This is a genomic window from Neorhizobium sp. PAMB6716 (genome assembly GCF_058242805.1).
In genome coordinates this window covers 2,204,500-2,222,447 of the sequence record NZ_CM177835.1, presented here as the reverse complement: position 1 = coordinate 2,222,447, position 17,948 = coordinate 2,204,500, and the positions used below count along the sequence as shown (strand labels likewise).

Annotated in this window: 17 protein-coding genes; all 17 read left to right on the top strand. The window is 63.3% G+C overall.

The genetic code is table 11. The features are described 5' to 3' along the window. Positions 1–73: 73 nt before the first annotated feature. Positions 74–304 (top strand): rcc01693 family protein, encoded by a 231-nt coding sequence (locus tag AC4CWH_RS10870; RefSeq protein WP_491318743.1) that lies wholly within the window; start codon positions 74–76, stop codon positions 302–304. A gap of 337 nt (positions 305–641) precedes the next feature. Then, positions 642–1,190, top strand: coding sequence for a phage tail tape measure protein (locus AC4CWH_RS10865; protein ID WP_491318742.1), 549 nt, complete (start codon positions 642–644; stop codon positions 1,188–1,190). Positions 1,191–1,226: 36 nt separating this feature from the next. Beyond that, positions 1,227–1,865 carry a phage distal tail protein, Rcc01695 family gene (locus AC4CWH_RS10860; RefSeq protein ID WP_491318741.1) on the top strand — a complete coding sequence of 213 codons (639 nt, stop codon included), beginning with the start codon at positions 1,227–1,229 and terminating at the stop codon, positions 1,863–1,865. A gap of 13 nt (positions 1,866–1,878) precedes the next feature. Beyond that, on the top strand, positions 1,879–2,754 hold the full coding sequence (locus AC4CWH_RS10855) for a DUF2163 domain-containing protein (RefSeq protein WP_491318740.1): 876 nt from the start codon (positions 1,879–1,881) through the stop codon (positions 2,752–2,754). Further along, positions 2,751–3,203 (top strand): NlpC/P60 family protein, encoded by a 453-nt coding sequence (locus AC4CWH_RS10850; protein WP_491318739.1) that lies wholly within the window; start codon positions 2,751–2,753, stop codon positions 3,201–3,203. The genes AC4CWH_RS10855 and AC4CWH_RS10850 overlap by 4 nt, the downstream gene beginning before the upstream one ends. Positions 3,204–3,616: 413 nt before the next feature. After that, complete coding sequence (locus tag AC4CWH_RS10845; protein WP_491318738.1) at positions 3,617–7,426, top strand: baseplate multidomain protein megatron; 3,810 nt, start codon at positions 3,617–3,619, stop codon at positions 7,424–7,426. After that, entirely contained in the window at positions 7,426–7,638 is a 213-nt protein-coding gene (locus tag AC4CWH_RS10840) for a hypothetical protein (RefSeq protein ID WP_491318737.1), read from the top strand. The genes AC4CWH_RS10845 and AC4CWH_RS10840 overlap by 1 nt, the downstream gene beginning before the upstream one ends. A 128-nt stretch (positions 7,639–7,766) precedes the next feature. Beyond that, on the top strand, positions 7,767–8,021 hold the full coding sequence (locus AC4CWH_RS10835) for a hypothetical protein (protein WP_491282034.1): 255 nt from the start codon (positions 7,767–7,769) through the stop codon (positions 8,019–8,021). 46 nt (positions 8,022–8,067) lie between these two features. After that, positions 8,068–8,739, top strand: coding sequence for a response regulator transcription factor (locus AC4CWH_RS10830; protein ID WP_491282033.1), 672 nt, complete (start codon positions 8,068–8,070; stop codon positions 8,737–8,739). Next, a complete protein-coding gene (locus AC4CWH_RS10825; protein ID WP_491318736.1) occupies positions 8,729–10,126 on the top strand; it encodes an ATP-binding protein in 1,398 nt (465 codons plus the stop codon). The genes AC4CWH_RS10830 and AC4CWH_RS10825 overlap by 11 nt, the downstream gene beginning before the upstream one ends. A 151-nt stretch (positions 10,127–10,277) precedes the next feature. Beyond that, the gene (locus tag AC4CWH_RS10820; RefSeq protein WP_491318735.1) at positions 10,278–10,706 is read left to right on the top strand and encodes an RT0821/Lpp0805 family surface protein; all 429 of its coding nucleotides are present in this window, start codon (positions 10,278–10,280) and stop codon (positions 10,704–10,706) included. A 328-nt stretch (positions 10,707–11,034) separates the two neighbouring features. Continuing rightward, entirely contained in the window at positions 11,035–12,216 is a 1,182-nt protein-coding gene (gene ccmI / locus AC4CWH_RS10815; RefSeq protein WP_491318734.1) for a c-type cytochrome biogenesis protein CcmI, read from the top strand. Positions 12,217–12,248: 32 nt separating this feature from the next. Further along, complete coding sequence (gene ccmE / locus AC4CWH_RS10810; protein WP_491321410.1) at positions 12,249–12,698, top strand: cytochrome c maturation protein CcmE; 450 nt, start codon at positions 12,249–12,251, stop codon at positions 12,696–12,698. After that, positions 12,695–14,683, top strand: a complete 1,989-nt coding sequence (locus tag AC4CWH_RS10805; RefSeq protein ID WP_491318733.1) for a heme lyase CcmF/NrfE family subunit — start codon at positions 12,695–12,697, stop codon at positions 14,681–14,683. Before ccmE ends, AC4CWH_RS10805 begins: the two co-directional genes overlap by 4 nt. A gap of 101 nt (positions 14,684–14,784) precedes the next feature. After that, positions 14,785–15,273, top strand: a complete 489-nt coding sequence (locus AC4CWH_RS10800; RefSeq protein WP_491321409.1) for a cytochrome c-type biogenesis protein — start codon at positions 14,785–14,787, stop codon at positions 15,271–15,273. A 241-nt stretch (positions 15,274–15,514) separates the two neighbouring features. Next, positions 15,515–17,104: a Do family serine endopeptidase gene (locus AC4CWH_RS10795; RefSeq protein ID WP_491318732.1), complete on the top strand. Its 1,590-nt coding sequence runs from the start codon at positions 15,515–15,517 to the stop codon at positions 17,102–17,104. Positions 17,105–17,193: 89 nt separating this feature from the next. Further along, positions 17,194–17,946: a response regulator transcription factor gene (locus AC4CWH_RS10790; RefSeq protein ID WP_491321408.1), complete on the top strand. Its 753-nt coding sequence runs from the start codon at positions 17,194–17,196 to the stop codon at positions 17,944–17,946. The last annotated feature ends 2 nt before the right edge of the window (positions 17,947–17,948 follow it).

Sequence of the window (17,948 nt, the reverse complement as noted above, 5' to 3'; positions counted from 1 at the left end):
CTTCGGTTGCCTCAGATGCCCCGGCCAAAAGTGGGGCAGGCGGATCTGCCGTGAAAGGCATGGCGGCAAACCCTTGAGGGCCGCAGCGGGCGAGGGGGCGGCTGCTCTGCCATTTCCCTGGGCGCGGGTGATGCACACCGGCCTTTGCCTGCTGCGGCTTTCTCCGGAAAATTTCTGGGCGATGACGCCGCGCGAATTCTTTGCCGCATCCGGCGGGCTTTTGCCGCGTGCGCCGGCGTTCTCTCGCGACGGGCTGGATGCGTTGATGCGGGACTTTCCTGATGCGGCGCCTGCAGGGGGCTGACGGCCTCTCTTTCTCCCAAAAAACATCCGGAGACGGGCGTGGAGACGGATGCGGGGGCTGTTGTAGGCACGCTTGCTTCCCGGCTTTTTCCGGCGACGGGTGGGATGCGCTGATGCGGGACTTTCGTGGTGCGGCGCCTTCGGGGGGCTGACGGCTTTCTTCGTCCAAAAGATATCCGCGGGCGCGGAGATGGATGTGGGGTCTGATGCAGACGCGCTTGCCACCCGGCCTTTTCCCGTGACGGGTTGGTGGCGTTGATGGGGGACTTTCCTGATGCGGCGCCTTCGGGGGGCTGACGGCATTTCTTTCTCAAAAGAAAAAATAACAGGAGATGGGCATGGAGATGGATGAAGGATCTGTTGCGGAGACGCTGGCCTCGACGCAGGCGCTGGCAACGGCCATTGCGGACCTTGAAGGGCGTTCGCAGCGGTTTGGTACGGCGCTTTCAGGGGCTTTGAAATCGGCGGCGGTGAGCGGAAAGAGCCTGGAAGATGTGCTGAAGGGGCTCGGCACGCGGCTGACGGATATTGCGCTTTCTGCGGCGCTGAAGCCGCTGGATACGGCGCTGTCCGGTGCCGTCGGAAGCCTGTTCGGGGCCTCTTCCGGATCGGTGACGGCCTTTGCCGATGGCGGCGTGGTGCGCTCCCCGAGCTATTTTCCGATGGGCGGCGACATGGGGCTGATGGGCGAGGCGGGCGCGGAGGCCATTTTGCCCTTGCAGCGCGGGGCCGATGGCAGCCTGGGCGTTGCCGCGGGCGGTGGCGGTGGGGCCTCGCAGATCGTCTTCAACGTGACGGCAACGGACGCGGCAAGCTTTCGAAAAAGCGAGGGCCAGATTTCCGCCATGCTGGCGCGCAGCGTCTCGCGCGGGCGGCGCGGGCTTTGATAACAGCGGCCTGGGGTCAGCAGACGGAGGGTTTTGATGAGCGGCTTTCACGAGGTGCGGTTTCCACTGCGGCTGGCGCTGGGGGTGACCGGCGGGCCGGTGCGGCGCACCGATATCGTCAACCTGTCGAACGGGCGCGAGCAGCGCAATGCCCGCTGGCGATCGTCGAGGCGCGCCTATGATGCGGGCTCGGGCGTGAAGTCGCTGGGTGACCTTTACGAGGTGCTGGCGTTTTTCGAGGCGCGGGCCGGTGAGCTTTATGGCTTTCGTTTTCGCGATCCGCTGGACTGGAAATCCTCAGCGCCGGGGGCGGCGATCACCTCTGCCGACCAGGTGATCGGCACCGGGGACGGGGTGAGGGCGGCATTTGCGCTCACAAAAACCTATGCGGATGCGGCGGCAGGCTCCCTGCGGACCATCGCCAAGCCGGTTTCGGGAACGGTGACGGTGTCGGTCGGCGGGGTGACGAAGGCTTTGAGCGCCTTTTCCTGCGATGTCACCACCGGCATCGTGACGTTTGCATCGGGCCATATGCCGGCGGCCGGGGCCGTGGTGCGGGCCGGATACGAGTTCGACGTGCCGGTGCGTTTTGCCACGGATCGTATCGAGGTGAACCTCTCCAACTTCAATGCCGGCAGCATTCCGGCCATTCCGATCACCGAGATATTGCCATGAGGAGGATTTTGCCATGAGGATGATACCGGAGACGCTTGCCGGCCATCTCGCCGGCGATGCGACGACCACCTGCAATGCCTGGCGCCTGACACGGCGCGATGGCGTGGTGCAGGGATTTACCGATCATGACCGCGACCTTTCCTTCGCATCGACCCTCTTTGCCGCCGCGAGCGGCTTTCTGGCCAGCGATGGCGAGGAGGAGCAGGGACTTTCCGCGAGCGCCAGCGATGTCGCCGGCGGCTTTTCGAGCGAGGTGATCAACGCCGCGGAGCTTTCCGCCGGGCGGTATGATGGGGCGGTGGTGGAGCTTTATCTCGTCAACTGGGCCGATCCGACCCAGCATGTGCTGTTATCCGTTCGCGAGGTGGGCGAAGTGACGCGGGCGGGTGAAAAATTTACCGCCGAATTGCGCAGCCGTGCCAACCGGCTCGACCAGCCGCAGGGGAGGCTTTACAACCGCCGTTGCGATGCAAGCTTGGGGGATATCCGCTGCGGGGTGAGCCTTGCGCTTTATCGGGGCACGGGTACGGTGCTTGCCATGGAAGACCGCAGCCATCTGGTGGTGGGCGGGCTTGGAGGCTCGGCGACCGGTTTCTTCGACCGGGGCGTGTTGACGCTCTCCTCCGGCGACAGGGCCGAGGTGGAGGCGCATGTGCGCGAGGCGGATGGCACGGCACTGATAACGCTGTGGCTGCCGCTGGAGCGGGCGGTGTCTGCCGGCGAGAGTTTTTCCATTACTGCCGGCTGCGACAAGAGTTTTGCCACCTGCCGCACGCGCTTTGCCAATGCCCTCAACTTTCGTGGTTTTCCGCATGTGCCCGGCAGCGACTTTGCCTATTCCTACGTGGACGGGGAGCGCGTGCATGACGGCGGCGTTTTGTTCGAATGAGCGAGACGATGACATCGGGCGCGCAGGTGGTGGCGATTGCCGAAGGGTTTCTCGGCACGCCCTACCGCCATCAGGGGGCGACAAAGGGCGTTGGCTGCGATTGCATCGGCCTCATCCGTGGCATCTGGCGGGAGCTTTATGGGCAAGAGCCGGAAGCGGTGCCGCCTTACGCGCCGGACTGGGCGGAACGCTCCGGAGAGGAACGGCTGCTCGCGGCTGGGTTGCGGCTGTTTGGAGCGCCGATTCCGATATCCGCGATGGTGGCGGGCGATCTCCTGCTGTTTCGCTGGCGGGCGGGCTGCGCGGCAAAACATGCCGGCATTCTGGCCGCGCCTCAGCACTTCATCCACGCCTATGAGCAGGGGGCGGTGATCCGCTCCGTGCTGGTGCCCTCCTGGCAGAGGCGCATTGCGGCGGTGCATCGGTTTCCGGAGCGGCTGGATGCTTGAAAACAAGAGGTTTCGGGCGTATGGTGATGGAGTGGTGAGCGGGGGCTAGCCCGCCCACCGTTTCTTTATACCCAGAAAATTATCCGGACGGAGAGTAAACAGCCCGTCCGGGTTTTTCTGAGCATAAGCGAAATACCAATCGGCGTGAGCCAGATAGAGCGTTCCGGCTAAAACGGAATCGCCTTAAACGCTCTGTCTCTTTGTTTTTACGCAATTCCGGACGCAAAACCGCTTCGCACTTTTGCTGGAATTGCTTGAGCACTCCCTCCATGATCGACAGCAAGGCTCTTGCCTAAGTCAGCGTGGCCCGTCCTCGCTGATGCAGCGGCTGGTCCGCTGCGTGCTGCTTGACGCTATCGACTTCTTTCAGATTAACACAATTTTAGCGTGCGCATAGGCGCGGGGGATGACCCATGGCCACCATTCTGTTTCAGGCGGCAGGGGCCGCGCTGGGGTCTGTGCTCGGACCGTTGGGGGTCGTGCTGGGGCGGGCTGCCGGTGGGCTTGCCGGCGCTGCTGTGGATCGGGCGCTGATTTCGGGGACGTCGACGGTGACGGGAACGCGGCTTTCCACCGCCCGTGTGCCGGGCGCTGACGAGGGCACGCCGATTGCCCGCGTTTATGGCACTGCGCGTATTGCCGGCACGTTGATCTGGGCGACGCGCTTTGAGGAAGAGGTGACGACAGAGCGCCAGGGCGGCAAGGCGACGAGCGGCACGCGGGTCGAAAACTTCAACTATTATGCCAACCTCGCGGTCGGGCTCTGCGAGGGGGAGATCGCTCATGTGCGCCGGGTCTGGGCGGATGGGCGCGAACTGGACCTGACGGCCATCGAGATGCGCGTTTATCGCGGCACGGAGAGCCAGATGCCGGATCCGCTGATCGAGGCAAAGCAGGGGGCGGGCAAGGCGCCGGCCTATCGCGGGCTCGCTTATGTGGTGTTCGAGCGGCTGCCGATCGACGAGTTCGGCAACCGCATTCCGCTTCTGCAATTCGAGGTGGTGCGGCCTGTCGGGGCGCTGGAGCGGCAGGTGCGGGCGGTGACGCTGATCCCCGGGGCGACCGAATATGGTTATGCGACGGTGGCTGTGAGCGACAATGACGGCTCGGGCACCGCGCGCATTCTCAACCGCAACACGCTGACGGCGGCGACCGACTGGCAAGCCTCGCTCGACGAGTTGCAGGCGGTGTGCCCCAATCTTCAGCGGGTGGCGCTGGTGGTGAGCTGGTTCGGTACGGACCTGCGCGCCGGGCAATGCCGTATCGTGCCGGGGGTAGAGGTATCGGCACGCGCCGGCCTCAGCATGAACTGGCAGGTTGCGGGTATCTCTCGCGAGGCTGCGCATCTGGTGAGCGAGAGCGGCGGCGGGCCAGCCTTTGGCGGCACGCCGGCTGACGAGAGCGTGCGTCAGGCAATTGTTGATCTGAAGGCGCGGGGCCTGAAGGTCTATCTCTATCCGTTCGTGATGATGGACGTGCCTGCGGGAAACGGCCTGGCCGACCCTTACGGGGGAGCGCAGCAGGCGGCCTATCCCTGGCGCGGGCGCATTACCTGCCATCCGGCGCCGGGCATTGCGGGCTCGCCGGACAAGACAAGTGCGGCGCGGCTGCAGGTGGAAAGCTTTTGCAATGGGCCGGAAGGCTATCGCCGGATGCTGCTGCATTATGCGGGTCTGGCGCAACAGGCTGGCGGCATCGACGGGATGATCCTGGCCTCGGAGCTTGTCGGCCTGACACGGGTGCGCGGCGAGGCCGGGCGGTTTCCGTTCGTCGAGCAACTGGTGTCGCTGGCGGGCGAGGTACGCGCCGTTCTCGGGACGGCAACGAAGCTTACCTATGCGGCCGACTGGAGCGAATATTTCGGATATCACCCGGCAGACGGATCGGGTGATGTGTATTTTCCGCTCGATGCGCTCTGGGCTTCCAGTGCGATCCATGCCGTCGGCATCGACAATTATATGCCGCTGGCCGACTGGCGCGACAGTGATTTGGGCAATGCCAATCCTGATGGCGCGCGGCTGTGTGACGATCCGGCCGCCTTGCGGGCGGGGATTTTTTCAGGCGAGGGGTACGACTGGTATTATGCGAGCGACACCGCGCGGGCACTTCGCCAGCGCACGCCGATCACGGACGGGCTTGCGGCAAAACCCTGGGTGTTTCGCTACAAGGATCTAGCCGGCTGGTGGAGCCAATATCATTATGAGCGGGTGAGCGGCGTGGAGCGGACCACGCCGACCGCCTGGGTGCCCGGCGCAAAGCCGATCTGGTTCACCGAGCTTGGCTGCTCGGCCATCGACAAGGCGGCAAACCAGCCGAACCTGTTTGCCGATCCGAAATCGGCCGACAGCGGTGTCCCGCATTTTTCCAATGGCGCGCGCTCCGACAGTATGCAGCGGCGGTTTCTGGAGGCCCATCACGGCTGGTGGCAGGGGTCTGGCGCGCCGTCAGGCATGGTGGATGCCAACCATGTCTTCCTCTGGTCCTGGGACACGCGGCCTTATCCGGCCTTTCCCAATGAACTTTCCGTGTGGAGCGATGGCGACAACTGGAAGACCGGGCATTGGCTGAACGGGCGGCTGGGGGCGACGACGCTTGCGGATGCGATTGCGGCGATCCTGACTGATCACGGATTTTCGACGTTTGACGTTTCCGAGGTGAGCGGTGACCTGATCGGTTATGTGCAGGGCGATACGGTGTCGGCGCGGGCGTTGATCGAGCCTTTGACGAATGCGTTCCTGATCGACGTCATCGAGGAACCGGCGGGGCTGAGGTTCCGCTCGCGCACGCGCGCAAGCCTTGTGGCGCAAGTGATCGACGTGCTGGCCGAACGCGACGAAGAACCGGCCTGGACGGAGGTGCGCGGCCATGACAGCGATTTTGCCGCCGAGGCCGTCGCAAGTTTTGCCAATCCGGTGCTCGATTATGAACAGGCAACAGTGCGCTCACGCCGGATTGTTGGCACCAGCAACCGTATCCTGCGCGCCGATCTCGCCGCCACGCTCTATGAGGAGGCGGCGCAAAGTGCGGCGGAAAGCCTTTTGCGCGACAACCACCTGTCGCGGCGAAGCCTCAGTTTTCCGATTTCACCGGCGGAGGTGGCGCTTGCACCCGGCGATGCGCTGCGCCTCACCGACGGGCCTGACGGTGTCTACCTGGTGACGCGCATCGAGGAGGGGGCGGTGCGGCGTGTCGAGGCGAAACGGCATGAGCCGGCAGCGCTTCTGGCGGGCGCAACGGCTGCCACCGGGCGCTTGACCGGCGGGGCGGTCTCGGCGGGATTTTCGCCGGTCCTTCACCTGATGGACCTGCCGCGGTTCGAGGCCGGCGAGGCGGAAAGTTTTGCCCGCGTTGCCGCTTATGGCAGCCCCTGGCGGCGCATTCTCATCTCCAGTTCGCCGACCACCGAAGGATACCGTGCGCGTTCAACGCTCGACCGGCCGGCGCAGGTGGGCCGGCTGACGGCAGCACTTGGCGGTGGTGTTGTCGGACGCTTCGACCGGGCCAATGCCGTAGACCTCGACCTGTTCTTCGACGGGTTGTCATCGGTCGGCGAGGTGGCGGCACTCTCCGGCGAGAACCGGATGGCGATCCTCTGCGCCAATGGGGCATGGGAGATCCTATCCTTTGCCGGGGCAGAGGAGACGGCGCCGGGCCATTTTCGCCTGACGACGCTGTTGCGGGCGCTTGCCGGCACGGAGGATGCGATGGCGGCGGGGGCTGCCATCGGCGCACCAGTCGTGCTGTTGGGCTCAGGCGTCGTGCCGCTCGGATTGAGTGATGCCGAGCGGGGTGTCGTCTATAACTGGATGGCGGAAGCCATCGCGTCGTCCGGCGGGCGGGCTGGGCCTTATGCCTTTGCCGGCGGCGCACGGGCGCAAACGCCGCTTGCCCCCGTGCATGCACGCGCTGTGCGCAAAGCAGACGGCGTGCGGTTCTCGTGGACGCGGCGCGGGCGCATCACTGCCGATGACTGGGAGGCAAGCGACATTCCGCTGGATGAACCGGATGAGCGCTACCGGCTGGAAATCCTCTCCGGCGAGACGGTGGTTCGGCTGGCCGAGGTGGCGGAGCCTGCCTTTCATTACCTGTCTGCCGATGAAATCAGCGGTTTTGGCGCGGCCGCGAGCACGTTTCGCGTGCGGCTTCGCCAACTGGGGCGGGCCGTGCCGCTCGGAATTTCTCTCGTCACGGAGATCCTCGTCACAAACCAAGGAGATGCATGATGGAAAATTCGAAAGCCTGGTATCAGTCGAAGGCGGTCTGGGGCGGCCTGATCGCCATTCTCGCCTCCGTGCTGCAGGCCCGGGGGATGGAGGTTTCGCCGGTTGCACAAGGCGATCTGGCCGAGGCCGGCACGAGCCTTGTCGGTGCAGTCGGCGGGCTTCTGGCCGTCTATGGCCGCCTTTCGGCCAAGACCAGCATTACCGGGAATTAATGCGAAGCTGACCCAAAGATGGACGGTTGAGTGGCGCATTCATTTGCCATTCAGCCGCCTTTCGTTACATAATTCACCCAATGGTTCGGTTCGCAAACCGTGCGTCACCGTGAGTGGAAGTTGTAGTCATGGCATCAAATAGGATGATCGCGATACTTGCCGCGGCCCTTTTTACCCTTTCGACGGGGCAAGCCTTCGCACGCGATTACCTCGTTCTGGTTGCCGGCGATTGCGGTGATGCCGCTTCCAAGGTGGTGCGCGATACCGGCGGGCAGCTGTTGTCCGCCCAGCCTTCCAACGATGGCCGCACCTGCATCGTGACCGTTCTGGTGCAGGGCAGCGGGGAGCGTCCGCGCAAGGTGACGGTTCGGGTGCCGATGTAGTAGAAGACGGCTCTAACCCCTGGGCACACCGTTTCGAAGGTCTCTCATGCGCATTCTCGTGGTCGAAGACGACGTCAACCTCAACCGGCAGCTGACCGATGCGCTGAAGGAGGCCGGTTATGTGGTTGACCAGGCGTTTGACGGCGAAGAGGGGCATTTCCTCGGTGAGACCGAACCCTATGATGCCGTCATTCTCGATATCGGCCTTCCCGAGATGGACGGCATCACGGTCGTTGAAAAATGGCGGCTGGCGGATAAGGGCATGCCGGTGCTGATGCTGACGGCGCGCGACCGGTGGAGCGACAAGGTGGCCGGCATCGATGCCGGCGCCGACGATTATGTGGCAAAGCCCTTCCATGTGGAGGAAGTTCTGGCGCGTGTGCGTGCGCTGATCCGCCGCGCGGCCGGCCATTCCTCGTCCGAGCTTGCCTGCGGGCCGGTGCGGCTCGACACCAAGGCCTCCAAGGCGACGGTGAACGGCGTGACGCTGAAGCTCACCTCGCACGAATTCCGGCTGCTCTCTTACCTGATGCACCATATGGGCCAGGTGGTGTCCCGAACCGAACTGATCGAGCACATGTACGATCAGGATTTCGACCGCGACAGCAACACGATCGAGGTGTTTGTCGGCCGGTTGCGCAAGAAGATCGGTGTTGACCTGATCGATACCGTGCGCGGCCTTGGCTACCGGATGCAAGCGCCCGACGATGTACATTAAATCGGTCACAGCGCGCGTTCTGTTGCTGGCAACCGCCTGGTCGGCGCTGGCGCTGGTGGTGATCGCGCTGGTGATCTCGGCGCTTTATGCAAAATCCTCCGAGAGGGCGTTTACCGACCTGTTGCGCGCCCAGCTCTACAATGTGATCAACTCGATCACCATTGGCGACGACAACAGCCTTGCCGGCAATCCGCAGCTGGGAGACCTTCGGTTCTCGCAGCCGGAAACAGGCTGGTACTGGATCGTCGAGCCGCTCGGCACCTTTGCCGCCACACCCTTGTCATCCTCCTCGCTTGGTACCTCCAATATCCAGGTGCCTTCGATCCTCAACGTGCCCTTCAACAATCGTTATGAGCGGTTCTATCCAGCAACCGATGCCTATGGAAACCGTGTGCTGGTGGCCGAGACGGAAGTGGTGCTGGATGCTGACGGGCGCGCGGCACGCTTTCGCGTATCCGGTAATCTCTCTGTGGTGGATGAGGATATCAGCGGCTTTACCCGCAATCTCTACATTGCGCTTATCGTGTTCGGGCTGGGCAGTCTGGTGGTGAACGGGCTTGCCATTCTCTTTGGGCTTCGCCCGCTGGATGAGGCCCGCCGGGCACTGGAAAAGGTTCGGCGCGGCGAGGTGGAGCGGCTGGAGGGCAAGTTCCCGCGCGAGGTGCAGTCGCTGGCTGTCGAGATGAATGCGCTGATCGACAGCAACCGGCGCATTGTGGAGCGCGCCCGCATGCAGGTGGGAAATCTTGCGCATTCGCTGAAGACGCCGATTGCCGTGCTATTGAACGAGGCGCGGCTTTTGGAACGGTCGCAGGGCGAGGTGGTGCGAAGCCAGGCTGAGGCCATGCAGGGGCAGGTGCAATCTTATCTCAATCGCGCCCGGATTGCCGCCCAGCGCGAATCGCTTCTGGCGCGCACCGAGGCGGAACCGGTTCTGGAGCGATTGGTGCGCGTGATGCGGCGGCTGAATTCCGACAAGGACTTTCACCTGGAGGTGAGCCCACCCGGCCTTGCACTGGCCATGGAACAGCAGGATGTGGAGGAAACCGTCGGCAACCTCCTGGAAAATGCCGCCCGTCACGCGGGAACGGGCGTCTGGTTGTCGGCCCGTCCGGCACAGGCACCCGAAGGGCCGGAGGCGGCTAAGCGCAGTTGGGTGGAGATCGTGGTGGAGGACGACGGGCCGGGGCTTGAACCTGATGAGATCAAGGAGGCGCTGAAGCGCGGTCGGCGGCTGGATGAAAGCAAACCCGGGACTGGGCTCGGGCTTTCAATCGTCGGCGAGATCACCCGCGAATACCAGGGAGTGTTCGAACTGTCACGCGGCGGGCGCGGCGGCGTGAGCGCCCGTCTGGCGCTTCCAGGCCTTGCCAAGGAGATCGTCTGACGCAGCTGCCGGGTGATTGCCGTCACACCCGGCCATCAAGTGTCGGGAATTGACGGTTCGGGCTCGACCTTCTGCGCGAAAACGCTAAAAGACCTCAAGGGGGAGGCTGGATATTCGGTCTTTGCCGTATCTCAGGAATTGTTGGAGAAGAATGCACTTGCGCTTTGCCACACTCGTCTTGTCCGCTCTTGTTTCAGCCGTCGTGCTGAACGGCTGTTCCACCACGGGAACGAATGGTTCCCGCACGGGTATGTTTTTCGGCCGCACCGCGCCCGGTGCCGACTATATCAGTGCATTGCAGGGCGGCATTATCGGGCGCATTCCCGTCAAGATATCGGGCGGCGACCGGCAACGGGCGCTGGAGGCGGAATATCGCGCGCTGGAACAGGCAGGCGTTGGCCAGCCGGTGTCGTGGACCGGCAGCAATGCCCGCGGCCAGGTGGTGGCTGCTGCGCCCTACCAGGTGGGATCGCAGAACTGCCGACAGTATACGCACACCATTTTTGTCGACGGGCGCGAGGCAAAGGAACGCGGTGCTGCGTGCCGTAACGACGACGGTACCTGGACTCCATTGACCTGATACGGTTCTGCGGCTGATCGCAGTGCGAGCAGGGCACTGCTGAGCTGTTGGCGCTGCATGCAGGTTTCGCCACGATTGAAATTCAGGGTTGTTTTTAAGATTTATGTTGCACGCAAGGGCCGTGGGGCAATCTTGCCAATTGACGTAGATCAAGGCTGCCGTCACAGTCGGTGGCAAGAGGTGGGACGATCATTTGCGGCAGCAAGGGTGCGGCTTTGTCCGGGTGCGGTTGTCCCGGGCGGGGGATCGGGTCCTGTCCTTGCCTCAAATTCGTGTCATCGCCCGTCTTCCGATTGGAATGGGGGCCCGAGTGCAGTAATTGGCCTTCATGACTTTATGGATCCTTCTTGCAATTCTCACGGCCGGCGTTTCGGCGGTTCTCATCTGGCCGCTGATGAAGGCTTCGCCACGCGGTGAGGCAGACCGCGAGGACGAGGCTGCCGTTTATCGCGACCAGTTGCGCGAGGTGGATCGCGACCGGGCGCAAGGGCTGATCGGCGTTGAGGAGGCCAGCTATGCCAAGGCCGAAATCGGCCGCCGGCTTCTGGGCCTTGCCGACAAGACGGCCGATGCGGCAGGCACGCTCCGTGCGGCCGGCGGTCGATCGAGACACCGGCTGGCAACGCTTTCCGTCATTCTCTGTCTTCCCGTGGTCGGGCTCTGTCTTTACGTGACGCTTGGCAGGCCGGAACTTCCGGCGCAGCCGCTGGAAGCGCGGCTGGCAAACCCCGGCAACAACATGGCGCTGCTGGTGGCGAAGGCCGAGCGGCATCTGGCGCAAAATCCTGAGGATGGCGCCGGCTGGGACCTGCTGGCGCCGATCTATTTTCGCGCCATGCGGCTGGGCGACGCCGAAATGGCCTATCGCAACGCGATCCGCCTGCAGGGGGAAACCGCTGGACGGCTGGCAGGGCTTGGCGAAACGCTGGTGGCGGCCAATGAGGGCGTGGTGACGGAAGATGCCGCCCGCGCTTTCAACAAGGCTGTTGCTCTCGACGGCAAAAACATGCGCGCCCGGTTTTATGCAGCGCTGGCGCTGGAGCAGGCCGGCAAGACCGGCGAGGCACGCGGCGCCTTCGAGGCGATCCTGAAGGATTCGCCGCCGGGGGCTGCCTGGATTGCGCTGGTGAGTGAGCATATCGGCAAGAATGGCGGCGCACCTTTGGCATCGGCCCCCGGTCAGGCTGCGCAGGCAGAAGCCGCCGGCAAGGCGCCGGGCAATCCGAGCCAGGCGCAGGTGCAGGCGATGCAGGATCTTTCACCGCAGGAGCGCCAGCAGATGATTGCCGGCATGGTGGAAACGCTCGCCGCCAGACTTGAGGACGATCCTGATAATATCGAGGGCTGGCTGCGGCTGGTGCGCTCCTACATGGTGCTGGGCGACAAGGCGAAGGCTGAGGATGCGCTGAAGGCGGGCCTGAAAACCTTTCCGGCCGACCAGGAAGGGGGCAAGCGGCTGTTGGCGCTGGCCACCGAGACCGGCCTTTCTGCCGGGGGAGTAACACCATGACTGAGGCGATGACCCATAAAATGCCCCGCAGGATGACCCGCAAGCAGAAGCGCCTCGCGGTGATCCTGGGCGGCATGAGTTTTATTCTGGTGGCGGTGCTCTTGGTGATGTTCGCCTTCAGCCAGTCGGTTGCCTATTTCTTCATGCCGAGCGACCTTCAAAAGACCACCGTGCAGCCGGGCACACGCATCCGCCTTGGCGGGCTGGTGGAAGAGGGGTCCGTGAAGCGCGGCGCCGGTTCCACCGTGAGCTTTCGCGTGACCGATGGCGGGGCAAGCGTGCCGGTGTCCTATACCGGCATCCTGCCGGACCTGTTTCGCGAGGGGCAGGGCGTGGTGACTGAAGGCGTGTTCGACACGGCCCATGCCTTCGTTGCCGATTCCGTTCTGGCCAAGCACGACGAAAATTATATGCCGAAGGAAGTGGCAGATGGCCTGAAGGCAAAGGGTGTCTGGAAAGAAGGCGAGGGGGCTGCGAAATGATCATCGAGATCGGCCATTACGCGCTGGTTCTGGCGCTGGCGACGGGACTGCTTCTGTCGATCCTGCCGATCATCGGCGCCCGGCGCGGGGATGCGGCCCTTATGGCATTTGCGCCGATTGGCTCCGTCACGCAGTTCGCGCTCGTGACCTTCTCGTTCGGCGTGCTGACCTGGGCCTATGCGGTCTCTGACTTTTCGGTGAAGAATGTCTGGGACAATTCCCATTCGCTGATGCCGATGGTCTACAAGCTGAGTGGCGTGTGGGGCAATCACGAGGGCTCGATGCTGCTGTGGCTGCTGATCCTGACGCTGTTCAGCGCCATGGTCGCCGTGTTCGGGCGCAATCTGCCCGATACTCTGCGCGCCACCGTTCTGTCGGTTCAGGCGTGGATCACGGTTGCCTTCCTGCTGTTCATCCTGCTCACCTCCAACCCGTTCATCCGGCTGGACCCGGCGCCTGCCGAGGGGCAGGATCTTAACCCGGTGTTGCAGGACTTTGGCCTCGCCATCCATCCGCCGCTGCTTTATCTCGGATATGTCGGCTTTTCCGTCTGTTTTTCGTTTGCCGTCGCTGCCCTTATCGAGGGCCGCATCGATGCGGCCTGGGCGCGTTGGGTGCGGCCGTGGACGCTGGCGGCCTGGACGTTTTTGACCGCCGGCATCGCCATGGGCTCCTACTGGGCCTATTACGAACTCGGCTGGGGTGGCTGGTGGTTCTGGGACCCGGTGGAAAACGCTTCCTTCATGCCCTGGCTTGCGGGAACCGCCCTTCTGCATTCGGCGCTCGTGATGGAAAAACGCGAGGCGCTGAAGATCTGGACGGTGCTTCTCGCCATCATGACGTTTTCGCTGTCGCTGCTCGGCACGTTCCTCGTGCGCTCGGGCGTGCTGACCTCGGTGCATGCCTTTGCGACAGACCCCTCGCGCGGCATCTTTATCCTGGCGATCCTCACCTTCTTCATCGGCGGCGCCTTTGTGCTGTTTGCCTGGCGCGCGCCGCAGCTGAAGAGCGGTGGCCTGTTTGCGCCGATTTCCCGCGAGGGGGCGCTGGTTCTCAACAACCTGATCCTGACCGTTTCCACCGCGACCGTGCTGACCGGCACGCTTTATCCGCTGGTGCTGGAGACGCTGACGGGGGAAAAGATTTCCGTTGGTGCGCCCTTCTTCAACCTGACCTTCGGGCTGTTGATGATCCCGCTGCTGCTCGCCATGCCGTTTGGGCCGCTTCTGGCCTGGAAGCGCGGTGATCTTTTGGGGGCCCTGCAACGGCTTTACGTGGCGGCGGGGCTGGCGCTGGTGGCCGGTTTCGGGCTGTTTTATGCGGAGAACGGTGGACCGGTGCTGGCTGCGCTTGGCTTGGCAATCGGCTTTTATCTGGTGTTCGGGGCGCTGACGGATCTCTGGTACCGCGCCAATTTCGGCAAGCTTGCGTTCAAGGTGGCCTTTGCGCGCCTGAAGGGCCTGCCGCGTTCGGCCTTCGGCACCGCACTTGCGCATATGGGCATGGGCGTGACGGTGCTCGGCATCGTTGCGGTCACCACGTTCGAGACGGAGCATGTGGTGGAAATGCGTCCGGGCATGACGACCGAAGCCGGCGGCTACTCCATCCTGTTTGACGGCATGCGCGAAGCCGTCGGGCCGAATTTCACCGAGGAACGCGGGCATTTTACCGTGAGGCGCGGTGGCGTTGTCGTGGCCGATGTCTGGTCGTCGAAACGGCTTTATACGGCGCGCCGCATGCCGACGACGGAAGCGGGCATTTTGAGTTTTGGCGCAAGCCAGCTTTACGTGTCGCTGGGTGACCACATGGACGACGGCGGCATTGTGGTGCGCATCTGGTGGAAGCCGTTCATCCTGTGCATCTGGGGCGGGGCTGTGATCATGATGATCGGCGGGTTCGTGTCACTGTCTGACCGACGGTTGCGCGTGGGCGCGCCGAGCCGGCGGGCGAAGGCGGCAAAGGTTGTGCTGGAGCCGGCGGAATGATGCGGTTCCGGGAGAGTTTTGTTGGCATGTTAAGGATGCCCGCCATCATAAGGGTGCCCCTCACCCTAGCCCTCTCCCCGCGGGCGGGGAGAGGGGATTTGTTGCGTGTGACGCTTCGTCAGCAGGCCACGGAACGATGGAGGGGGCTGGTGGTCGCGGCGGTCATCGGTCTTGCGCCGCTGCCGGCACATGCGGTCAATCCGGACGAGGTGTTGAAGGACCCGGTGCTGGAGGAGCGGGCGCGGGGGCTTTCGGCGCAGTTGCGCTGCATGGTGTGCCAGAACCAGTCCATCGACGATTCCAATGCGGAACTGGCGCGGGACCTCCGCTTGCTGGTGCGTGAGCGGATCGTCGACGGTGACAGCGACGCGCAAGTGATCGATTACGTCGTTTCCCGCTACGGCGAATTCGTGCTGTTGAAGCCGCGTCTCAGTAGCAAAACGGTGGCGCTTTGGGCGATGCCGGTGGCGCTGTTGCTGATCGGTGGTGTGACGGTGGTGATGATGTCGCGCCGCCGCAGAGAGACGCCCGAGGAGCGCGCGCTAAGCGCCGAGGAACAGGCCCGGCTGGACAAGCTGCTGGGCGGCTGAGCCTTACCTTCCTGTCGCATAAACTTTTCTGATACAAGAGCTTACGAGCTTGCCAGCCTCGGCTTGTGCGTTGGCTTTCGCCAGCAAAACGGTGGGCCTCCAGGCTGCCGGCAAACATTACGAACAATTCATGACGTGGACACGTGCAGTTAACGTGGGGGCTCCTATATCTTCAGTCATCCACCGCCGCCGGACCTCCGGCACCCCAGTCTGAATGACCTGAAGAAGAAGGTATCTTACAATGTTCAAGAGCAAGATCGGACGTCCCTCGTTGAAGACAGTGTTGAAGGGCTCGACCGTGGCGGGCCTCGCGGCCGTCATGCTCTCCACGGGTCTCCCGGCCCATGTCTACGAATCCTATGCGGATCCGGTGACCGTCAACGCACCGCAGGCTCCGAGCTTCGCCGACGTCGTTTCGGCCGTCTCGCCTGCCGTTGTCTCCGTGCGTGTCCAGTCGGATGCAACGCCGGTTTCCGATGATGATCCCGGCAATTTCTCGTTCAATTTTGGCGGCCGCGGCCTTGACCAGCTGCCGGACGACCATCCGCTGAAGCGTTTCTTCCGCGAGTTCGGCGGCCAGGGTGGTCAAGGCGGCCCCGGCGGTCAAGGTGGCCCCGGCGGCCGCAACCAGGAGCGCGCCGACAAGAACCCCAACCGTCCGCATCACCTGCGCCCGACGGCACAAGGCTCCGGCTTCTTCATCTCCGAAGACGGTTATCTCGTCACCAACAACCATGTCGTTTCCGACGGTTCGGCTTATACGGTCGTGATGGACGATGGCACTGAACTGGATGCCAAGCTGGTCGGCAAGGACAGCCGCACCGATCTGGCGCTTCTCAAGGTCGATGCCAACCGCAAGTTCACCTATGTGAAATTTGCCGATGACAGCAAGACGCGCGTCGGTGACTGGGTTGTCGCCGTCGGCAACCCGTTCGGCCTCGGTGGTACGGTCACCGCCGGGATCGTCTCTGCCCGTGGCCGCGACATCGGCTCTGGCCCGTACGACGATTTCATCCAGGTCGATGCAGCCGTCAACCGCGGCAATTCCGGTGGTCCGACGTTTAACCTCAATGGCGAAGTGGTGGGTATCAACACGGCGATCTTCTCGCCGTCCGGCGGTAATGTCGGCATCGCGTTTGCCATTCCCGCTTCCACCGCCAAGGACGTGATCGCCGACCTGATGAAGGACGGCAAAGTGGAGCGCGGCTGGCTTGGCGTGCAGATCCAGCCGGTGACGCAGGATATCGCCGAATCGCTCGGCCTTGCGGAACCGAAGGGCGCGCTCGTCGTGTCGCCGCAGGAAAATTCCCCAGGCGCCAAGGCCGGCATCAAGCAGGGTGACGTGATCACTGCCGTGAATGGCGAGCCGATCAAGGATGCCCGCGATCTCGCCAAGAAGGTTGCTGCCTTCGGACCCGGCAACAAGGTGGATGTGTCCATCTGGCGCAATGGCAAGTCGCAATCGGTTGCGGTGACGCTCGGAAACCTTGCCAGCGACGATGCCGCCAAGGCTGAAAACAGCGACAAGGCGCCGGAGCAGGCTCAGCCTTCGAGCGAAAAGGCGCTGGCAAGCCTCGGCATCACGGTAGCCCCGGCAGACGATGGAACGGGCGTTTCCGTGACTGAAGTCGATCCAGACTCCGATGCGGCCGCCAAGGGTCTGCGTCAGGGCGAAAAGATCACCTCGGTCAACAACCAGGAGGTTTCCTCAGCCGCCGACATCAGCAAGGCGATCGATCAGGCCCGCAAGGATGGCCGCACAAGGGCACTGTTCCAGGTGCAGTCCGACAGCGGCAGCCGCTTCATCGCACTGCCGATCAACGAAGGCTGACCGGCCCCGTCAACGGTAACAGGCGGGGGCGTCGCGCCAAAAGGGCGCGGCGCCCCTTTTTTCATTCGAGGAGGCATTCACGCATGCAGATGAATACACCCGAGAACGATGTGAAAAGCGAAACCGCTTTTACCGAGGGCCAGCCTCAGTCTATTGTTCCGCACATGAAGATTCTGGTGATTGAAGACGATCTTGAAGCCGCCGCCTACATGACAAAGGCCTTTCGCGAGGCCGGCATTGTGGCGGACCATGCCAGCGATGGCGAAAGCGGGCTCTTCATGGGCTCTGAAAACACCTATGACGTGATGGTGATCGACCGCATGCTGCCGCGCCGCGACGGCATTTCCGTGATCAGTGAGCTGCGCAAGCGCAACATCAATACGCCGGTGCTGATCCTGTCTGCGCTTGGCCAGGTGGATGACCGGGTGACCGGGCTTCGCGCCGGCGGCGACGATTACCTGCCGAAACCCTATGCCTTCAGCGAGCTTCTGGCCCGCGTCGAAGTGCTCGGCCGCCGCAAGGGCGCGCCGGAGCAGGAAATGGTCTACCGTGTCGGCGATCTGGAGCTTGACCGCCTGTCGCACGAGGTGCGTCGCGGCGGCAAGGAAGTGCTGTTGCAGCCGCGCGAGTTTCGTCTGCTGGAATATCTGATGAAGAATGCCGGCCAGGTGGTGACGCGCACCATGCTTCTCGAAAACGTCTGGGATTACCATTTTGACCCGCAGACCAATGTCATCGACGTGCATGTGTCGCGGCTGCGCTCCAAAATCGAGAAGGAATTCGACAAGCCGCTTTTGAAAACCATTCGCGGCGCCGGGTACATGATCAAGGACGAGGCGTGATA

Bases quoted from the DNA above. Each gene is read 5' to 3' on its own strand.
- AC4CWH_RS10850 (WP_491318739.1), top strand. From the start codon at position 2,751: ATGAGCGAGACGATGACATCGGGCGCGCAGGTGGTGGCGATTGCCGAA.
- AC4CWH_RS10805 (WP_491318733.1), top strand. From the start codon at position 12,695: ATGATCATCGAGATCGGCCATTACGCGCTGGTTCTGGCGCTGGCGACG.
- AC4CWH_RS10835 (WP_491282034.1), top strand. From the start codon at position 7,767: ATGGCATCAAATAGGATGATCGCGATACTTGCCGCGGCCCTTTTTACC.
- AC4CWH_RS10860 (WP_491318741.1), top strand. From the start codon at position 1,227: ATGAGCGGCTTTCACGAGGTGCGGTTTCCACTGCGGCTGGCGCTGGGG.
- AC4CWH_RS10830 (WP_491282033.1), top strand. From the start codon at position 8,068: ATGCGCATTCTCGTGGTCGAAGACGACGTCAACCTCAACCGGCAGCTG.
- AC4CWH_RS10820 (WP_491318735.1), top strand. From the start codon at position 10,278: ATGCACTTGCGCTTTGCCACACTCGTCTTGTCCGCTCTTGTTTCAGCC.
- AC4CWH_RS10840 (WP_491318737.1), top strand. From the start codon at position 7,426: ATGGAAAATTCGAAAGCCTGGTATCAGTCGAAGGCGGTCTGGGGCGGC.
- ccmE (WP_491321410.1), top strand. From the start codon at position 12,249: ATGACCCGCAAGCAGAAGCGCCTCGCGGTGATCCTGGGCGGCATGAGT.
- AC4CWH_RS10865 (WP_491318742.1), top strand. From the start codon at position 642: ATGGAGATGGATGAAGGATCTGTTGCGGAGACGCTGGCCTCGACGCAG.
- AC4CWH_RS10845 (WP_491318738.1), top strand. From the start codon at position 3,617: ATGGCCACCATTCTGTTTCAGGCGGCAGGGGCCGCGCTGGGGTCTGTG.
- AC4CWH_RS10790 (WP_491321408.1), top strand. From the start codon at position 17,194: ATGAATACACCCGAGAACGATGTGAAAAGCGAAACCGCTTTTACCGAG.
- ccmI (WP_491318734.1), top strand. From the start codon at position 11,035: ATGACTTTATGGATCCTTCTTGCAATTCTCACGGCCGGCGTTTCGGCG.
- AC4CWH_RS10855 (WP_491318740.1), top strand. From the start codon at position 1,879: ATGAGGATGATACCGGAGACGCTTGCCGGCCATCTCGCCGGCGATGCG.
- AC4CWH_RS10795 (WP_491318732.1), top strand. From the start codon at position 15,515: ATGTTCAAGAGCAAGATCGGACGTCCCTCGTTGAAGACAGTGTTGAAG.
- AC4CWH_RS10825 (WP_491318736.1), top strand. From the start codon at position 8,729: ATGTACATTAAATCGGTCACAGCGCGCGTTCTGTTGCTGGCAACCGCC.